At 69.3% G+C, this 19,602-nt stretch carries 13 protein-coding genes; 10 read left to right on the top strand and 3 right to left on the bottom strand.

Annotated features, from left to right (window positions below; genetic code table 11):
- Positions 1–22 precede the first annotated feature (22 nt).
- Complete coding sequence (locus tag HHX35_RS38245; RefSeq protein WP_182903479.1) at positions 23–1,477, bottom strand: arabinofuranosidase catalytic domain-containing protein; 1,455 nt, start codon at positions 1,475–1,477, stop codon at positions 23–25.
- 718 nt (positions 1,478–2,195) lie between these two features.
- On the opposite strand from HHX35_RS38245, the gene HHX35_RS38240 reads away from it, so the two are divergent.
- The 3 genes from HHX35_RS38240 (at position 2,196) to HHX35_RS38230 (ending at position 6,304) form a co-directional block, all read left to right on the top strand.
- Positions 2,196–3,017 carry a pectate lyase gene (locus tag HHX35_RS38240; RefSeq protein ID WP_182903478.1) on the top strand — a complete coding sequence of 274 codons (822 nt, stop codon included), beginning with the start codon at positions 2,196–2,198 and terminating at the stop codon, positions 3,015–3,017.
- A gap of 133 nt (positions 3,018–3,150) precedes the next feature.
- Entirely contained in the window at positions 3,151–4,773 is a 1,623-nt protein-coding gene (locus HHX35_RS38235) for a cellulose binding domain-containing protein (RefSeq protein WP_220506365.1), read from the top strand.
- A gap of 55 nt (positions 4,774–4,828) precedes the next feature.
- A complete protein-coding gene (locus tag HHX35_RS38230) occupies positions 4,829–6,304 on the top strand; it encodes an arabinofuranosidase catalytic domain-containing protein (protein WP_182903477.1) in 1,476 nt (491 codons plus the stop codon).
- Between the two features lie 78 nt (positions 6,305–6,382).
- Here the strand turns inward: HHX35_RS38230 and HHX35_RS38225 are convergent, their stop codons facing one another.
- Positions 6,383–7,816 (bottom strand): hypothetical protein, encoded by a 1,434-nt coding sequence (locus tag HHX35_RS38225; protein ID WP_182903476.1) that lies wholly within the window; start codon positions 7,814–7,816, stop codon positions 6,383–6,385.
- Between the two features lie 215 nt (positions 7,817–8,031).
- Between HHX35_RS38225 and HHX35_RS38220 the strand changes: the two genes are divergently transcribed.
- Positions 8,032–8,610 (top strand): NADAR family protein, encoded by a 579-nt coding sequence (locus HHX35_RS38220; RefSeq protein WP_310739588.1) that lies wholly within the window; start codon positions 8,032–8,034, stop codon positions 8,608–8,610.
- An 80-nt stretch (positions 8,611–8,690) separates the two neighbouring features.
- Positions 8,691–9,149, top strand: a complete 459-nt coding sequence (locus HHX35_RS38215; RefSeq protein ID WP_310739587.1) for a GNAT family N-acetyltransferase — start codon at positions 8,691–8,693, stop codon at positions 9,147–9,149.
- Between the two features lie 19 nt (positions 9,150–9,168).
- Here HHX35_RS38215 and HHX35_RS38210 read toward each other — a convergent pair whose 3' ends face one another.
- Positions 9,169–11,913: a beta-L-arabinofuranosidase domain-containing protein gene (locus HHX35_RS38210; RefSeq protein WP_182903475.1), complete on the bottom strand. Its 2,745-nt coding sequence runs from the start codon at positions 11,911–11,913 to the stop codon at positions 9,169–9,171.
- Between the two features lie 564 nt (positions 11,914–12,477).
- Between HHX35_RS38210 and HHX35_RS38205 the strand changes: the two genes are divergently transcribed.
- The 5 genes from HHX35_RS38205 (at position 12,478) to HHX35_RS38185 (ending at position 19,499) form a co-directional block, all read left to right on the top strand.
- Positions 12,478–14,076: a lectin gene (locus tag HHX35_RS38205; RefSeq protein WP_182903474.1), complete on the top strand. Its 1,599-nt coding sequence runs from the start codon at positions 12,478–12,480 to the stop codon at positions 14,074–14,076.
- Positions 14,077–14,303: 227 nt separating this feature from the next.
- Complete coding sequence (locus HHX35_RS38200) at positions 14,304–14,975, top strand: FadR/GntR family transcriptional regulator (RefSeq protein ID WP_182903473.1); 672 nt, start codon at positions 14,304–14,306, stop codon at positions 14,973–14,975.
- A gap of 73 nt (positions 14,976–15,048) precedes the next feature.
- Complete coding sequence (locus tag HHX35_RS38195) at positions 15,049–17,262, top strand: glycosyl hydrolase family 95 catalytic domain-containing protein (RefSeq protein WP_310739586.1); 2,214 nt, start codon at positions 15,049–15,051, stop codon at positions 17,260–17,262.
- A gap of 64 nt (positions 17,263–17,326) precedes the next feature.
- A complete protein-coding gene (locus tag HHX35_RS38190) occupies positions 17,327–17,977 on the top strand; it encodes a hypothetical protein (protein ID WP_182903472.1) in 651 nt (216 codons plus the stop codon).
- A 244-nt stretch (positions 17,978–18,221) separates the two neighbouring features.
- A complete protein-coding gene (locus tag HHX35_RS38185) occupies positions 18,222–19,499 on the top strand; it encodes a vanadium-dependent haloperoxidase (protein ID WP_182903471.1) in 1,278 nt (425 codons plus the stop codon).
- Positions 19,500–19,602: the final 103 nt, after the last annotated feature.

Here is a 19,602-nt window from a genome sequence, read left to right as displayed (position 1 = left end):
TACGCACCGCCCGATTCTCGGATCAGCGGTAGCCGGCGGAGGTGACGTCGGCCTGCACCGCGTTCTCGGTCGCGTCGGACGGGTAACCGGCGACCATGGCTCCCTCGTAGAAGGTGCCCTGGCTCAGGTTGGTGTTGGTGGCGCAGCAGTCGCCGCCGCTGCCCAGGATGATCGCGCCCTGCTTCTTCATCGGGCTGTAGCCGCGGGGAAGCGCGCCGTCCCACAGCGTGGTCATCGCGCCGGTCTGCGCGTTGCCGCCCTTGATGGCGAAGCGCGACGTGCCGTTGTTCTTCAGCATCGCGGTGACGAACTTGCTGGTGAAAGCCCGCTGGTTCGGGTTCCACGACGAGCTGCCGCCGGGGTAGAGGCCGTATTCGAGGTCGGCCTGCACCCACGGGCCGGTCCCCGAGCACCCGCCGAACCAGCAACTCGTGCCGAAGTAGATGGCGTCCATCGCGCCGGCCCCGTCGGCCTTCCTGGTCGTCTCGCTGTTGCCGTAGTCGAAGCAGCAGCCGCTGTTGACGTGCGTGCCACTGGTCACCATGTACATGCCCTCGGGCGCGCTGCCGGTCGGCACGCCGGTCAGGTGACCGTCCCGCCAGTAGCTGTTGCCGGGCTTGATGTAGAGCGAGTAGGCCTTGCTGCCGCCGACCGTCAGCGACTCGGTTGTCGCGGTCGCGGGGGTGTCCTTGCCGCCGGCCCCGCCGGGTCCCTGGTAGAGCATGTTGTTGCCGTGCCCGGACTGGTCGTAGATCACGGTGATGACACATGAGGTGCCGGCGCAGAACGAGTCCTGCGCCGCCGCGTTGGCGGTGCCGCCCGCGGTCAGGACGCCGATGTCCCTGGTCGCGTTGTCGGAGGAGCGCCTGACCTGGTACAGGTTGCCGCTGTAGGAGTGGTAGAGCGCCCGCGTCGTGCTGTGCGCGGCCACACAGGGCGTGCCGCCCGCGGCGTAGATGTCACACGGCTTGCTCGCCACCGGTGTGGATGACGGGCTGGCCGAAGGACTCGGGGAAGGGCTCGTGGAAGGGCTCGTGGACGGGCTGGGGCTGGGCGAACCAGTGACGCCGCCGGTGCAGGTCACGCCGTTGAGGGCGAAGCTCGTCGGCACCGGGTTGGAGCCGTTGAACGCTCCGTTGAACCCGAAGCCGGTGCTGCCGCCGCTGGGGATGCTGCCGTTGTAGTCCACGTTGGTCACGGTGACCTGGGAGCCCGACTGGGTGTAGGTGCCGTTCCACAGCTGGGTGATGGTCTGCCCGGCGGAGAACGACCAGGTCAGCTTCCAGCCGTTGATCGGGTCCCCGAGGTTGGTGACGTTCACGTTCGCGCCGAAGCCGCCCGGCCACTGGTTCGTGACCGAGTAGTCCACGCGACATCCTGTGGCCGCGTGCGCGGCGGGCGCGGTCAGCGCACCGGCCACGCCGGCCACGGCGGCGAGCCCGGTGGCGAGCCAGAGCCGCAGGCGAGGGACCTTCATCCGTACTCCCGGGGTTCGTTTCACGTCTTCATGCGGTCAGCGACAACACAGGTGGCTCGGACTTCTCGTGAGCCGGCAGAGGTGGTGAATTCGTTGTTAGCGTTAACAATTCTTCTGCGGAATCGGTCCTTCTCTGTCGGGGGCATGTGTGATGGTGGTGCGGCGGAGCAAATACGACGCGAGGGAGCCTCGTCAAGGTCCGGGTCTTCTCCGCGCCGGCCCTCGGTCCGTCGGCAGCCTGTCCCACCTGCTCCCATCAGTGCGCGGTCCGGGCGCCTCGCGGGGTTCGGGTGGTGAAACTTTCACAGCTACACCGACGTAACGTTCTGAGCGCCATCGGCCGACTGACGACCATAAAGGCGTTCCGCGATGGAGCTGGGGAATCTTTTCACTGTTCAGGTCGCTCACCAGCGCAGGCCAGCAAGGATGAGGCCCCGCACCTCAACGAAACAATTTCGAGATTCCCTTGACAGGTTTCTTCGCGGTTTCCAAACTGAGTCCCGAAGCGGCCTCCTGCCGGGGTCGGTGGTGAGCGGCAGGGGTTCCCGGTCGCGACGTCGTGAGTGTCGCGTCCGCAGATGATCGGGCCGCGAATCCGCCAGGTCTGGCTTCCGCTCGCTCTCGTGCACGTCGATGGAGCACCGGCCGGCCTGAGTTCCCGTCAGCCGGCATCACCGCGCGCGGCGGCGTAGTCGCCGTGTCTCCCCCTGGAGTGTGAATGAACAGGTCCGCACGATTGCGCACGGCGTTGTTCGCCGCCTCGGCGGCCGGGATGGTTCTCGCGGCCGGTCCGCCCGGCAGCGCGTCCGCGGGCACCGTTCCCGGTTCGGCCCCGGCGGCCGCACTGCGCCTGGCCGCCTGGCCGTCCCCCACCGGTCAGCAGGCGGTCGGCGCCACGATCAACGTCTCGGGCACGCTCGACGGGGGGATGAAGCGCTACTACGGCACCGGCGCCCTCGGCAGCGGCAGCCAGAGTGAAAGTCAGCCCCCCATGTTCAAACTGGCCGACGGCGCGGTGCTGAAGAACGTCGTCATCGGCGCGCCCGCCGCCGACGGCGTCCACTGCATGGGCACGTGCACCCTGCAGAACGTGTGGTGGGAGGACGTCGGCGAGGACGCGGCCACGTTCAAGGGCACCTCGTCGTCGCAGACGATGACCGTCGACGGCGGCGGCGCCAGGGCGGCCAGCGACAAGGTCTTCCAGCACAACGGCCCCGGCACCATGTACATCAAGAACTTCCAGGTGCAGAACTTCGGCAAGCTCTACCGCTCCTGCGGCAACTGCTCGACCCAGTACAAGCGCAACGTCGTCATCCAGAACGTCACGGCGACCACGCCCGGCAAGGTGCTGGCCGGCATCAACACCAACTACGGCGACACCGCGCGCTTCTCGCAGATCACGATCGTCAACGACCCCGGCAGGAAGGTCGTCGTCTGCGAGAAGTACAGGGGCGTGACCAGTGGCGAGCCGACGAAGATCGGCAGCGGTGCCGACGGCGTCAACTGTGTCTACTCGTCGTCCACCATCACCTACCGGTAGACCCGCCACCCGGAACTCAATTCACGAGGATTCCCGGTCCCCGATTTCCGGGCCCCTGATTCTCGGGACTCCGATTTCGTGGGCCTCTCCTCGTCATTCCCCATGCACCCGTAGCTCATCTCAAGGAGGATTCGTGCGAAAGGTGAGAGTCCTGCTCGCCGCCGGCATTCTCGCAGGCGCCCCGATCGCCCTGCAGAACCCGGCCGGCGCCCTGGAGAACGGCGTGGCCCGCACGCCGCCCATGGGCTGGAACAGCTGGAACACCTTCGGCTGCAACATCTCCGAATCGCTGATCAAGCAGATGGCCGACGCCATCGTCAACTCGGGCCTGCGCGACCTGGGCTACAAGTATGTCGTGGTGGACGACTGCTGGTTCAACCCCACCCGCGACTCCGCGGGGAACCTGCAGGGCAACCCGTCGCGGTTCCCGAGCGGAATGAAGGCGCTCGGCGACTACCTGCACGGCAAGGGGCTGAAGTTCGGCCTCTACGAGGTGCCGGTCGACAAGACCTGCGCGCAGTATTTCAGCAGCTACCCGGGCGCGACCGGAAGCCAGGGGCACGAGGCGCAGGACGCCCGGCAGTTCGCCGCCTGGGGCGTGGACTACCTGAAGTACGACTGGTGCTCGCCCAATGGCACCATCGACGACCAGGTCCGTACGTTCGCGAAGATGCGTGACGCGCTGGCCGCGACCGGACGGCCCATCGTCTACAGCATCAACCCCAACAGCATCCACGCGAAGACGGGGCCGCAGCGCGACTGGGGCGACGTCGCCAACATGTGGCGGACGACCGAGGACATCACCAATAAGTGGGACACCGGTCAGACCAACGGTTACCCGATGGGCATCCAGAACATCGTCAACGTCACCGTCCCACTCGCGTCGTACGCGAGACCGGGAGCGTTCAACGACCCGGACATGATGGAGGTCGGCCGTGGTGGCATGACCGACACCGAGATGCGCAGCCACTTCGCCCTCTGGGCGATGATGGCCTCACCCCTGATCGCCGGAAACGACCTGCGCTCCATGGACTCGGCGACACAGACCATCCTCAAGAACCAGAACCTGATCGCCATCAACCAGGACCCGCTCGGCCTGCAGGCCCGCCAGATCAGCAACGACGGGACCCGGCGCGTGCTGGCCAAAAAGCTCGGCAACGGCGACGTCGCGGTCGCCCTGTTCAACCAGGGCGGCAGCACCACCACGGTCAGCACCACCGCGGCCGCGATCGGGCTGTCCGGCGGTTCGTTCATCCTGCGCGACGCGTGGACGAACGCCGTCAGCGGCAGCAACGGCACCATCTCGGCCGCCGTGCCGGCGCACGGCACCGTCGTCTACCGGGTCAGCGGCGACACGACCCCCTCGCCGACTCCCACGCCGTCGCCGTCCTCCACGCCGTCACCGTCCCCCACGCCGTCACCGTCCCCCACACCGTCGCCAAGTGCGCGACCCGGCGGGTGTACGGCGACCTACCGGCTGGTCAACAACTGGGGCGGCGGCTTCCAGAGCGAGGTGACCGTCGGCAACACCGGGTCGGCCACGCTCAACGGCTGGACCGTGACGATGACCCTGGCCGGCGGGCAGACCGTCACGAGCCTGTGGAACGGCGTGAACACCGGCACCAGCGGCGCGATCACCGTCAAGAACGCCCCCTACAACGGCGCCGTCGCCGCCAACGGGTCGACGACGTTCGGCTTCACCGCCGAAGGTGACGGCTCGATCGCCCCGACCAGCGTGACCTGCACGAGCCCGTGACCGAGCGGAAAGCCGGAGCTCGCGAATCATCCACTCAGAGATTGAGGAAACACCTGTGCGAGATGTCAGCTCTTTCCACCGGCGGTTGAGGCTGTCGGCCGCCGCCGTCGCCGCGCTGTTGGCGGCCGGCGTCGGCGTGGCCGGTACGCACACCGCGTCGGCCGCCGCGGCCGGATGCCAGGTCACCTATACGGTCACCAACCAGTGGCCGGGCGGCTTCGGCACGAACGTGAACGTCACCAACCTCGGGGACCCGATCAACGGCTGGAAGCTGACCTGGTCGTTCTCCGCCGGGCAGACCATCACCCAGCTGTGGAACGGCACCTACACCCAGTCGGGCTCCCAGGTCACCGTGACCAACGTGGACTACAACGGCAGCATCCCCAGCGGCGGCAGCACCGGCTTCGGGTTCAACGGAGCGTTCAACGGCTCCAACCCGGTGCCGACGAGCTTCGCCCTCAACGGCGTGACCTGCACCGGCGGCGTCACCTCTCCGTCGCCCGGCACCTCCCCCAGCACCTCCCCCAGTGCCTCCCCCACCGTCTCGCCTTCCACGTCCCCCTCGCCGCCGTCGTCCAAGCAGCCGTGTGACATCTACGCCGCGGGCGGCACACCGTGCGTGGCGGCGCACAGCACGACCCGCGCCCTGTACGCGAACTACAACGGCTCGCTCTACCAGGTGCGCCGTTCCTCGGACAACACCACCCGCGACATCGGTGTGCTGAGCGCGGGCGGAGCCGCCAACGCCGCCGCGCAGGACTCGTTCTGCTCCGGCACCACCTGCCTCATCACCAAGATCTACGACCAGTCCGGCCGGGGCAACCACCTCACCCAGGCGCCTCCCGGCGGGTTCTCCGGCCCGGCCGCGGGCGGCTACGACAACCTCGCGACCGCCACCAAGGCGCCGACCACGGTCTACGGCCACAAGGCCTACGGCGTCTACGTCGACCCTGGCGTCGGCTACCGCAACAACGCCACCAACGGCGTCGCCAAGGGCGACCAGCCGGAGGGCATGTACGCGGTCTTCGACGGCACCCACTACAACGGCGGCTGCTGCTTCGACTACGGCAACGCCGAGACCAACAGCCGCGACAACGGCAACGGCACGATGGAGGCCATCTACTTCGGCAACATCAAGGTCTGGGGCTACGGCACGGGCAACGGCCCCTGGGTCATGGCCGACCTGGAGAACGGCCTGTTCTCCGGCGTTAACCCCGGTTACAACGCCAACGACCCGAGCGTGAACTACCGATACCTGACCGCCATCATCAAGGGTGAGCCCAACCACTGGGCCATCCGGGCCGGCAACGCCCAGTCGGGCGGTCTGTCGACCTTCTACGACGGCAAGCGGCCCAACGCCTCGGGCTACAACCCGATGAAGAAGGAGGGCGCCATCATCCTCGGCATCGGCGGCGACAACAGCCACGGTTCCGCCGGCACCTTCTACGAGGGCGTGATGACGTCCGGCTACCCGACCGCGGCCACCGAGAACGAGGTGCAGGCGAACATCGTCGCCGCCGGATACAAGTAGACCGGCGACGACCACGACGGATCGGGCCGTCCCCGGGCACAGCCCCGGGGACGGCCCGCCGCCGGTTGTGCCATCTCGTCATGACGTCGCCGCGGGCTCAAGGATCTCCGGCAGCCGGTCGCCCCGCTCGATCGCCTGCGCCAGCCGTACGACGTCGACGACGTCGCCGTCCGGCCCGGCGAGCTGCCGGTGGCGCAGCGCGTTGACGTAGGTGTAGCCCTTCAGCCGCAACGTGCGGTGGAGGACCGGGAAGAGGGCGCACACTCCAGCGGACGGGTGTGTGCACGCCCCCTGTCTGTGCTCCCACTCGAGCCGCGCGCCGCGCCCGGCCACCACGATCTCCACCAGGTCGGCGAGCACCGGGTCCGGCCGGCCGGACAGGCGGGCCGTAGCCCGGAGGACGCTGTCGTAGCCCTGTTCGATCAATGCATCCCAGACCGAGAAGGGCATCTCGGCGAAGTTGACGTACCAGTGCACCGTCCGGCCCGCGGTGTAGTGGCTGAGCAGCCGGCGGGCGAACCGATCTTCGACGGCCGGGTGGAGCGCCCCCACGATCGCGTCCTCCGCCGGCCGGGGTGGATCTTCCGGAGTGACGCCGAGTGCGGCGATCCGGTCGATCACGAACCCGTGGCCGGCCGGGTCGGCCGCGTACAGCTCACGGTAGCGGGGCATGAGCCGGGCCGGCAGGTCGTCCTCGTACACCTTCCAGCGCCAGCCCTGATAGAGGTCCACGGCGAACAGCCCATAGGAGGGCAGATCCGCGGCGTAGCGGCCGAGGAACCAGCCCAGCGAATGGCCCAGGAGCGCACCCCGAAGAAGCGCGGTCGCCACGGTTCGCCGATCGGACACCCGGCAGCTCTCTTCGTCGGCCTGGACGAGGAGGGCACTGACGGCGGCGGCGATCTCCGTCCGGACGGCGTCCTTCTTTTTCGGCCCCGATGCCCACAGCTCGATGAGCGCACGGACCGGCCATCTCCTGCACGCCTCCAGGAGGGCGAGCTCGAAGGCGATGACCCCGCGCAACTCCGCCCGGTCGAAACCCATGGCGTACGGCAGGCCGATCCACAGCTCCGTACGCCGCGGTCCCAGCGGGGTGGCGCCCGACTCCGCGATAGGCGCGAAACACACGCGTGAAGGACGCCGGACTCCCAGCGTCCCGGCCACCTCGTCGACCATCGCGTGGAGCTCCGGGTAGTCCGCCCGCCGGGCGAGGTGCCGATGGCGCGCGCGGCGCGGCCAGGCGAAGGGGATCACGCGCACGGCGACCATCACGATGCCGGCGATCACTATCGGCGCCTGCTCCCGGTAGCCGTGGCTCCAGGCGACCGCCCCGGCGACCACGCCTGCCGTCACCGGGAGAGCCGCGTTCTTCAGCCACCCGGGGAGGAGTCTCCAGTGCCACACTCCCCGCAACGCGGGCAGGGGCGGCCACCGGCCGTCCCTCAGCCACAGGGGGATGAAGGCCCGGGGGCGATGAGCCAGCACGAGCCAGGCCACACGTCTGCGGGTCATGCCTCCTGGTAACACGGACGACTCCTCCCAAGACCGGTCACCGCGCCCGGAGCAGTTCCTCGGGGCTCACCGCCGCGGCGTGCCGACGAGCGGTGTGATTCGGCGAAGCCCGGCCTGACGAGCCGGTTCGGTCAGCTTAGGGCCCGGCGTCCGTGCGAGGCGTCGCGCCGGGCACCGTAACTCGATGGCCGCAACGGGGCCGCCTGTGGCACGGTGTGTGCGTGTCCGAGCAGATTTCGCCGCCTCGCAGCGTGGACGAGGCGATCGCCGCGGAGCAGGCGGGCCGTAGCCTCCGTTACCTGTACTTCTGGGGCCACCGGCCGGCCCGTGACGGCGGGGTCGGCCCCGGCTGCCTGTCGCAGTGGTGGCCGGCCGCCTTCACGGAGGACGGCCATACCTTCGCCTCCGCGGAGCATTACATGATGGCGCACAAGGCCTGGCTGTTCGGCGACACGCGGACCGCCGAAGCCGTCCTCGCGGCCGGTCATCCGGGCGAGGCCAAGAAGCTCGGCCGGACCGTACGCGACTTCGACGAGCAGGTCTGGGCCGCTGACCGGTTCGCCATCGTGGTCCGCGGCAGCATCGCCAAGTTCGGCCAGAACCCCGAGCTGTCGCGCTTCCTGCTCGCGACCGCCGACCGGGTGCTGGTCGAGGCCAGCCCACTCGACCGGATCTGGGGCATCGGCCTGACGGCCGACGACGAACGCGCCGCCTCCCCCTCGACCTGGCAGGGCCTCAACCTGCTCGGCTTCGCCCTGATGGCGGCCCGCGACGCCCTGCGGACCGGCTCGTGAGCGCCGGCACCCCCGCTGCCCGGCCGGACCGCGCGGGACAGTCCGCTCACGGCACTGTGTCACGCACTGTGTCACACACTGTGTCACGCACTGTGCCGCTGATCCGCCGCGCCGGGACCGGTGACAGTGACGCCGGAGGCGTCGCCGAGGTGTTCCTCGCCGCCCGGGCCGGGATGACCTATCTGCCCCGCCTGCACTCCGACGAGGAGACCCGGGCGTGGATCGCCGGCGTCATGCTCCCCTCGTCGCAGGTGTGGGTCGCCGAGCTGCGCGGCCGGATCGTGGGATTCGCCGCCCTGCGCGGACAGTGGCTGGACCACCTCTACCTCGCGCCCGCCGCGCAGAGCGGCGGCGCTGGGAGCGCGCTGCTCGACCACGCCAAGAAGGCGCGCCCCCGCGGACTCGACCTGCATGTGTTCCAGCGGAACACCGGTGCCCGGCGTTTCTACGAGCGGCACGGCTTCACCCTCGTCGCGGAGAGCGACGGCAGCGGCAACGAGGAGAACCTGCCCGACGCCCACTACCGCTGGCGGCCCTGACCGCCCGCTCCCCTCCGGACTAGAGGAACCGCCAGAGGTGGTCGTTCGCTCCGTTGTCGTCGGCGAGGACCACCTGGGCGCCCTGGGCGGTGGAGCCGCCGCTGACACCGAGGACCCGGCCGCCGTTGGCGCACTGGATGCGGAAGCACCCGTTGGATCCGTACCGCAGCCGCCACCGGTGGTCGGCGGTGCCGTTGTCGGCCCACTGGAGCACCCGCGCGCCGGCGGCCGTGCTCGCGTTCTCCACGCCGAGCACCTTGCCGCTGTTGGAGTTGCGCAGGCGCAGATAGCCGCCGGAGTCCACGACGGCGGTCCACAGGTGGTCGGCCGTGCCGGTGTCGCCCCACTGGATCGCCAAGCCGCCGTCGGCCGTGGACATGTCCTGCACACCCAGCACCAGCCCGCTGGCCAGGTTCTGGATGCGCCGGGCCCCGTTGGGCACGAACCGCCACTGGTTGTCCGCGCTGCCGTTGTCGGAGTCCTGCACCGCCTGGGTTCCGTTGGCGGTCGAACCGCCCTGGATGGCGAGCAGCTTGCCGCTGTTGACATTGCGGATCTTGTGGGAGCCGTCGCCGGCGTCGATGATCGTCCAGCGGTGGTCGGCGGTGCCGTTGTCGCTCCACTGCAGGACGCGGGCGTTGTCGGTGGTGGACATGTTCTCCACGCCGAGAACCTTGCCGCTGTTGACGTTGCGCAGCCGTACGGCGGTGCCGTCGACGACCATCTCCCAGTCGTGGTCGGCGGTGCCGCTGTCGTTCCACTGCAGCGCGAGCCCGCCGTCGGCGGTGGACATGTTCTGGATGCCCAGGACGAGGCCGCTGGCCGCGTTGACCAGCCGGTAGGTCGCGGTCCCGCCTCCGCCGCTCTGGCCGTTGGCGCTCCAGTAGACGGTGTAGTTGTACCCGTGGGCGTCGTAGAACGGGCCCAGGTTGACCGTGGCTCCGTTGGCGGTGGCGGTGAAGGTGAGCGCCGTGGTGCCGGTCCGGGTGATCGACGCGGTGTTCAGGGCGGGCAGCGCCGACAGCGCCGTGTTGCCGTAGTTCCCGGACAGGACGACCGGGCCGTACGTGATCGCCGCGACGTTGGGGTTGTCGTTGGCGGCCTTCATGACCACGCGCATCGGCAGGCTGACCGTGACGGTGTCGCCGGAGGTCCAGGTGCGGGTGAGGGTCGCGTAGGTGCCGGGGGTGGTGTCCACGTTCTGCTGCTCGCCGTTGACGCTGATCGTCGCCCCGGTGGCCCAGCCGGGGATGCGGACGCGCATCGACCACGACCCACCGGCGTCACCGGTGACCTGCAGGGTGACGGTGTCGCTCGCCGGATAGGACGTCGTCTGGGTGACCGTGATCCCCCTCTGGGTCCAGTTCAGGACCGACGGCGTGAACAGGTTCACGATCAGAGTGGTGCCGTTGTAGAAGTAGACGGAGTCCATCAGCGCCGTGTTGACCTCCACACCCGTGCCCTGGCAGCACCAGAACGAGTTGTAGTCGGTGCTGTAGGTGCCGCCGCCCCACGCCGGGCCCACGCCACGGCGGCCGCCCGGCTTGAGCGGCGTGAAGTAGGTGACGTGCCCGTGGCCGTCGGCCGGGTTCTGCGCGCCGATGACGTGGTTGAACAGCGCCTGCTCGTAGAAGTCGAAGTACGCCGCCCGGTTCGGGTCGAGCAGCCACAGCTCGCGGGTCAGCTTGAGCATGTTGTAGCTGTTGCAGTGCTCGCAGGTGTCGTTGGTGAGATACCCGGCGATGGCGTTGGGAGCCCGGAAGTGCTCGGCCTGGCTGTTGCCGCCGATCGCGTAGGTGTGCGCGCCGACGGTGATGTTCCAGGCGTTGGCGGCGATGTCCCGGTAGCGGGTGGTGCCGGTCGCCTTGTACTCGCGGGCCGCACCGATCCACTTGGGCACCTGGGTGTTGGCGTGCAGACCGTTGAGCTGGTCCTGGTTGGCCGCGAGGGGGTTGAACACGGCCGCGTGGTCGAACCGCTGAGCCGCGGTCAGCCAGCGGGCGTCGCCGGTCTGCTGGTAGAGGTCGGTCAGCACGGCGTTCATGCCGCCGAACTCGGTGCCCAGCATGGCCTGCATCTGGCTGCCGCTCAGCCTGCCGGTCCGCCAGTCGACCCACCCGGCCAGCGCCAGCAGCACGTCACGCGCCTGCGTGTTGCCGATGTGCCGCCACACGTCGAGCAGCCCGGCCATCGTCTTGTGCACGCAGTAGTACGGGACGTTGCCGTTGCTCAGCGTGCGGGCCTCGAGGGCGGTGAAGTCGGACTCGGGGAAGCCGGACAGATACCCGGCGTTGAACCCGGCGGCGCCGTTGTTGGCCTGGCACTTGGCCAGCTCCGCCACCATGTGGTTCGCCTTGTCCCGGCACGTGGTGTCGCCGAGCACGGCGTAGGCCTGGGCCCACGCGGTGAGGAAGTGTCCCTGCACATGGGTGCGGAACGGGAAGCTGGGGGCGTCCCACCCCCCGTTCGCGGCGGCGCCGTTGGTGGACAGCCGGTGGTTGGCCCGGAAGTTGTACAGCAACCGGTCGGCGTCGACGAACCGCAGATACGACAGCGTCCGGTTCTGGTTGTCCAGCCAGCGGCCCCCGGTCAGCCGCACCTGCCCGAGCTCGAAGGCGTACGCCGACACGCCGATGTCGGCTCGGGCCGGCGCGACCGCGGCTCCGGCCGCCCGGGCGCCGGCGACCTCCCCGACGGCGGAGACCACTGCGGCGGCCCCGGCGGCCTGGAGCAGCCGGCGTCGGCTGAAGGATGAGGGCGACACGTGGCCTCCTGGACGTCCTTTGTTAGCGCTAACAATCTGCCTTGCTCGCCACCCGCTGTCGGATGACGTCGAACGAGGCGCGGGACACCCGCGGAATCGACGGCGCGGCCCCGTCGCGGGAGCGTGCGGTGGGCGGCGAGACCGCCGCCCACCGCCGCTCCGACAGGAGACCACCCGGGCTCAGTGTGGAAACCGTCACGAAAAGTGTCAAGACGAGCCGGAAAGTTTCGTGTGATCACTCGCTCGCAAAACACTCCTGCCTGGGACGATGAGGAATGCCGCAGCGGCAACGTTCCGAGAATGCGCAGCACTGGCTCTCTGGGCTGAAACTTTCACCGGAGCGCGCGCCCCGGATCGACGACCGCACCCGGTAAGGGCAGGCGGCGCGGCATCCTGCGAGGCACGCGCACCGGAGCCCTCTTGACGGGATCGGCGGGGTCGTATTTGCTCCGCCGCACACCACAAACCCATCCCACGTGAAGGCCGAGCCGGCGCGAAATGTTACCGATAACAGGCCCCGATTCGCTCCCACGGGCGACGGACCGGCCACGGGTAAGGAGTCAGATGCACAAGATCGTTCGATGGACGCTGGCGGCGGTGCTGGCCGCCGGGTCCCTGGTCGCGGCAGGCGGCATGACGTCGCCGGCCGCCGCGCTGGACAACGGGCTCGCCCGTACGCCCCAGATGGGGTGGAACGACTGGAACAGTTTCGGCTGCAACGTCAGCGACAGCCTGATCCGGCAGACCGCGGACATCATGGTCTCCAGCGGCATGGCGGCGGCGGGCTACCAGTACGTCAACATCGACGACTGCTGGTCGACCAAGAGCCGCAACTCCAACGGCGACCTGGTGCCGGACCCGCAGAAGTTCCCCAACGGGATCAAGGCCGTGGCCGACTACGTCCACTCCAAGGGCCTGAAGCTCGGCATCTACTCCTCGGCGGGCCTCACGACCTGCGCGGGCTATCCGGCCAGCCTCGGCAACGAGCGGCGGGACGCGGCCCTGTGGGCGTCGTGGGGCATCGACTACCTCAAGTACGACAACTGCGGCGACCACCAGGGCAAGAACGGGCAGCAGCGGTACGCGGCGATGCGCGACGCGCTGGCCGCCACCGGGCGTCCGATCCTGTTCAGCCTGTGCAACTGGGGCCAGGAGAGCGTCTGGACCTGGGGCATGCAGACCGGCAACTCCTGGCGCACCACCGGCGACATCCAGTCGAACTTCGGCTCGGTCATGGGCATCCTGGACCAGCAGGTCGGGCTGGAGGCGTACTCGGGGCCGGGCGGCTGGAACGACCCCGACATGCTCGAGGTCGGCAACGGCTCGATCACCGGGACCGAGGGCAGGGCGCACTTCAGCCTGTGGGCGCTGCTGAACGCGCCGCTCATCGCCGGCAACGACCTGCGCACGATGAGCGCCGACACCCGTACGATCCTGACCAACACCGAGGTCATCGCGGTCAACCAGGACTGGGGCGGCCGGCAGGGCACCAAGATCAGCGACAACGGCAACCTCGAGGTCTGGCGCAAGCCGATGTCGAACGGCTCGGTCGCGGTCGTACTGCTCAACCGGGGCAGCGGCACGGCGACGGTGTCCACCACCGCCTCCGCCCTCGGCCTCGGCGCCGCGGCCTCCTACTCCGTACGCGACCTGTGGGCGCACACGACCGGCTCCTCGTCCGGGACGATCAGCGCATCGGTGCCCGCGCACGGGGCCGCCATGTACATCGTGAGCGGAGGGGGCCTGGTCACGCCGTCCCCCACACCCACTCCCACCGGAGGGAGCGCGATCAAGGGTGTGGGGTCGGGCCGGTGCCTGGACGTCACCGGCGTCTCCCAGACCAACGGCGCCCAGGCGCAGCTCTGGGACTGCAACGGCCAGGCCAACCAGCAGTGGACGCCGACGGCCTCGGGTGAGCTGCGGGTCTACGGCACCAAGTGCCTGGACGTCAACGGCGGCGCCACGGCCGACGGCACCAGCGTGATCATCTGGGACTGCAACGGCCAGAACAACCAGAAGTGGCGCCTCAACTCCGACGGCACCATCACCGCCGTCGGCGCGAACAAGTGCCTGGACGCCTACAACAACGGCACCGCCAACGGCACCAAGGTCATCATCTGGACCTGCAACGGCCAGGCCAACCAGCGCTGGACCCGCGTCTGACCACGCGTACCATCGCCCGGGGCGCCCTCGTCGCGAGGGCGCCCCACCGGGCGCCCTCCTCCGAAGGAGATCGGAGGAGGGCGTCGATGCCGTTCCCCCTTCTTGACGCCGCGAAGCGGCAGGGCTCAGCGCAGGCACGTCCGGCGCGGACGCGACCTCCACTCCTTTACACTGCTAGACATCCGATGTATGCGGCCTCGTTCGCGAGGAGACAGTGGGGAGGCTCCGTGGCGGTCACGGACGCGGCGATCGACAGGATCAAGCAGATGATCACGTCGGGCGAGCTCGCTCCGGGTGACCGGCTGCCGAAGGAGGCCGATCTGGCCGAACGGCTCGGCCTGTCCCGCAACTCCCTGCGAGAGGCCGTCCGCGCCCTCGCTCTCATCAACGTGCTCGACGTGCGGCAGGGCGACGGCACCTACGTCACCAGCCTGCAGCCCCACCTGCTCCTGGAGGCGATGTCGTTCGTCGTGGACTTCCACCGCGACGACACCGTGCTGCAGTTCCTGGAGGTGCGGCGCGTCCTGGAGCCCGCCGCCACCGCGATGGCCGCGATGAACATGCCGGACGAGGACGTCAAGGAGCTCCGCGCCATCCTCGACGCGCTGCCCGACGATCCCAGCGTGGAGGAGCTGGTCGCCAACGACCTGCGGTTCCACCAGCACATCGCGGCGGGGGCGGGCAACCCGGTGCTGTGCTCGCTGATCGACAGCCTCTCGGGGCCGACGACGCGGGCCCGGGTGTGGCGCGGCCTCACCCAGGAGGGAGCGCTCGACGACACCCGGGAGCAGCACGTCATGATCTGCGACGCGATCGCGGCCCGGAGGCCCGAGGTGGCCAGGGCATGGGCCACGGTCCACGTGGCGGGCGTCGAGGAGTGGCTCCGCCGCACGCTCTGAACCGGTGCCGGCCCAGGGTCACGCCTCGGCCTGCGGTCCGACGGCTCGCTCATGCCGCCCCCCGGAGGAATGTGTGACTCACTCCCCGTTACGACTCCCGGCCGTCCTCGCGCCGGCCGCGGGTCTCGCCCCGCCCGCGCAGGCGGCCGCGGAACCCACCGCCCACGACCTGACCCTCTGGTACGACAGGCCCGCCAGCGACTGGGAAACCCAGGCGCTGCCGATCGGCAACGGCCCGCTGGGGGCCATGATCTTCGGCGGCGTGGCCACCGAGCAGCTCCAGTTCAACGAGAAGACGCTGTGGACCGGTGGTCCCGGCTCTCCGGGCTACGACTTCGGCAACTGGAAGACCCCGCGGCCGGACGCCATCGCCGAGGTCCGGCGGCAGATCGACCGCGACGGCACGATGGCGCCGGACGCCGTGGCCGCCAAGCTGGGCCGGCCCAAAACGGGTTTCGGCGCCTACCAGACCTTCGGCGACCTGTATCTCGACTTCGCCGGCGCGCCTCTGAACCCCACCGCGTACCGGCGTGAGCTGAGCCTGCGCGACGCCGTGGCCCGGGTGACGTACGCCGCCGGCGGCGTCACGTACTCGCGTGAGTACTTCGCCGGCCACCCCGGCAACGTGATCGTCGGCCGGCTGTCCGCCGACCGGCGCGGCAAGGTCTCCTTCACGCTGCGCCACACCTCGCCGCGCGACGACAAGACCGTCACGCACCTGGCCGACTACCGCGGCCTGTTCGACCGGGTGAAGCTGGACATCGGCCAGAGCGCCCCGGCCGTCCCGACCGACCGGCTGCGCCGCGCGTACACGGGCGGCGGCTCGGCCGACGACCGGGCGCTGGAGGCGCTGATGTTCGCCTACGGCCGCTACCTGCTGATCTCCTCCTCGCGGGAGAACGACCTGCTGCCCGCCAACCTCCAGGGCGTGTGGAACAACTCCACCAGCCCGCCCTGGTCGGCCGACTACCACGTCAACATCAACCTGCAGATGAACTACTGGCCGGCCGAGCAGACGAACCTGGACGAGACCACCCGTCCGTACGACAGGTACATCTCGGCGATGGTCGCGCCCGGCGCGCAGACCGCCCGGGAGATGTACGGCGCCCGGGGCTGGGTGGTCGGCAACGAGACCAACCCGTTCGGCTTCACCGGCGTGCACGACTGGGCCACCGCGTTCTGGTTCCCCGAGGCGGCGGCCTGGATCACCCAGCAGCTCTACGACAGGTATCGGTTCACCGGCGACCTGGACTACCTGCGCGACACCGCCTATCCGGTGATCAAGGGCGCCGCCGAGTTCTGGCTCGACTTCCTGCACACCGATCCGCGCGACGGCACGCTGGTCGTGTCGCCGAGCTACTCCCCCGAGCACGGCGACTTCTCCGCCGGCGCCTCGATGTCCCAGCAGATCGTGCGCGAGGTCCTCACCAACGCGCTCGCCGCCGCGCAGAAGCTCGGCGTGGACGGGAACTTCCAGGCGGAGGTGAAGGCGAAGCTCGCCACGCTCGATCCGGGCATCCGCGTCGGCTCCTGGGGCCAGCTCCAGGAGTGGAAGAGCGACGGGGATTCCACGACCGACGACCATCGGCACGTCTCGCACCTCTACGCGCTGCACCCCGGCGACCAGATCACGGCGGGGACGCCCGAGGCCGAGGCCGCGAAGGTCTCACTCGCCGCCCGCGGCGACGGCGGCACCGGCTGGAGCAAGGCCTGGAAGATCAACTTCTGGGCCCGGCTGCTCGACGGCGACCACGCGCTGAAGATGCTCAGCGAGCAGATCAAGACCTCCACCCTCGACAACCTCTGGGACACCCACCCGCCGTTCCAGATCGACGGCAACCTCGGCGCCACCTCCGGGGTGGCGGAGATGCTGGTGCAGAGCCAGCACGACTACGTGCACGTGCTGCCGGCGCTCCCGTCGGCGTGGAAGAACGGCTCGTTCTCCGGCCTGCGCGCCCGCGGCGACATCACCGTGGACGCGACCTGGAAGAACGGCGCCGCCGACACGATCACCGTGCACCCGGGCTCGACCGGACCGATCCGGGTGAAGTCCGGCTTCATCGCCGGCCGCTACCGCGTCCACGACGAGAAGGGCCACGAGGTCGGCCCGCACCGCGACGGCGACACGCTGACGTGGAACGCCACGGCCGGCAAGGCGTACACCATCCAGAACGAGGCCGCGATCGCCGTCACCGCGGGCCCGCCGACGGCACCGGAAGCACGCGGATCACCGCCACGGCGACCGGGGACGGCGGAACCGTCGGCGCCTCGGCCACCGTGGCGCTGAACCCCCGCGCCACTCCCTCGCCGGACCGGCCGCTGGTGGCCTGGGCCCCCTCCTCCGGCACACCGTGAGCGACGCGTTGGGCAACGGGCGCGACGCGCGGGTCGTGGGCGGTGCGGCCTACGACGCCACCGCGCCGAGCGGCAGCGGGCTGGTTGTGTCCGGCTCGACCTACCTGACGACGGGTGACACCACCCTGGGCTACCTGGTCCGTCGCCGGCCCGCTGCCGCTCCGCGGTGGGTCGAGGCGGACGGAAAAATGAGTCAAGTGAAGGCGTGCGCGCCGCGCAGGGATCAAAGCTACAGTCCCGGCATGTCACTCCCCCGCCGCTTGCTCCATTCACTCACAGGCGAAGTTTCGATTCGTCCTGCCTTTCTCATCACGATCGTGGTTGGCGCCGCCCTTATCGGGGGCGTCGCGGCGCAGAACCTGCCCATCGGAAAGGTCTCGTTGATCGCCGCTGAGGGGTATGCCCAGCTCGTTGCCAACGGCAGTGGCGGCTCGTTCACCCCGGACGGCAGGCAGACGATGCAGCTTCCAGCCGAGGTGCCGTGGACGGGTCGCGACGGCATGCTTCACATCGGTGGTCGCCCCGAATGCCTTTGGGGCGAAGGAGAGACCAGGAACATCGGTGCCCGGGTCGAGGCGGGTTATCGATGGATGGAGCTACCGAATGGGGGCGGATATCCGCTGGTCGCCTGGCTTCGATGCCTATAGAACCACCGGTAAACGGGAAAGATCCGCGACACCTGCGAGCCATACGGGCCGCACTGGTCATCCCCGAAGTCCGGTGACGCATCCTATCCGGCATGATCAGGGCATGAATAGCTCGCAAGTTGACGAAGCTCATTCCGGTTGGGTAGATATCGATTTTTCGGCGCATTGATCACTGTAACGTTTTTCGGCGGCATAGTAGTTTGCGTTCATGTTCAGCCCATTTGCTACATGCCGGGCAGCGGCTATGCGAGCCGCAGTCGTCTGGGCGGCCGTCGCCGGGGTCATCGCCGCCGGGTCGCCGACCGTACTCGGCTCGTCCCCCGCATACGCGGAAGATTCGGGCTCCTCCGCCAACTCCGTCATCGTCTGGGACCGTAATGCTCAGACCGCGATTTGGGACATTGCCGGTCAGCAGCCGCAGGTCCAGGCTCGCAGCTTCGCGATGGTGCACGGAGCGGTCTACGACGCGGTGAACGCGATCGCCGGTGCTCCCTACCAGCCGTACCTGGTCGCACCGGCCGCCAATGGCACCGAATCGACGGACGCGGCCGTCGCGACCGCGGGTTACCGGGTGCTGCAAGCGCTGTTTCCCGACCAGCAGGCGAGGTTGAAAACCCAGTACGACGAGTCGCTGGGCGCGATTCCCGACGGCGCCGCGAAACAGCGTGGAATCACCGTGGGCACGCAGGCGGCCGATGCGATGATCGCGGCGCGACGAGACGACGGGGCGTTCGGCGACCAGACCTGGCCCGTGGGCACCCGCCCTGGTCAGTGGCGGCCGACGCCGCCCACGTTCGCCTCGGACGGAGCATGGGTCGGTCACCTCAAGCCGTTCCTCATCCCCAGCGCGTCCGTCTTCCGTACGTCCGGCCCGCCGACGCTCACCAGCCGCCGGTACGCCCGGGACTTCAACGAGGTCAAGGCGGTCGGCTCGGCGACCAGCACGGTCAGGACCGCCGACCAGACGCAGGCCGCGATCTGGTGGCACGACCGGCATCTGGCCGAATGGGAGATCAAGCGTCAGCTCGCGACGCGGCAGCGACTGAACACCCTTCAGACGGCGCGAATGTTCGCGATGGTCGACCTGGCCGAAGCCGATGCCACGATCGCCTGTTACAACGAGAAGGCGGCATGGAACTTCTGGCGGCCGGTCACCGCGATCCGGCTGGCCGACACGGACGGCAACCCGCAGACGTCCGCCGATCCCGAATGGACGCCGTTGCTTGTCACGCCACCGCACCCCGACTACACGTCCGGGCACACCTGTTTCACCGCGGCGAGCATGTCGGCGTTGAGGCACTTCTTCGGCCGGGACGACATCCCCTTCAGCGGTTACAGCGCCGACTCGGGCACCACCAGGTATTTCCGCGGTTTCTCCCAGGCGCTCGCCGAGGTCATCGAGGCCCGCATCTGGGGCGGCATCCACACCCGCACGGCAGACGTGCAGGGCGCGAAGATCGGCGCGCAGGTCACCGCCTACATGGTCGCGCACTATTTCAAGCCGAGGCCGAGAAGCCGGTAGAGCCTCGCGGCCCCGCCACCGCCTCGATCCGTGACAGGCAGTCTCCTGATATGCGGCTTGTCAGTCTCAGGCGTCCCAGGACGACTCGGGGACTCAGGAGAAC

Source organism: Microbispora sp. H10830 (assembly GCF_014161375.1).
GTDB lineage: Bacteria > Actinomycetota > Actinomycetes > Streptosporangiales > Streptosporangiaceae > Microbispora > Microbispora catharanthi.
This window is presented reverse-complemented; position numbering and strand designations above follow the sequence as displayed.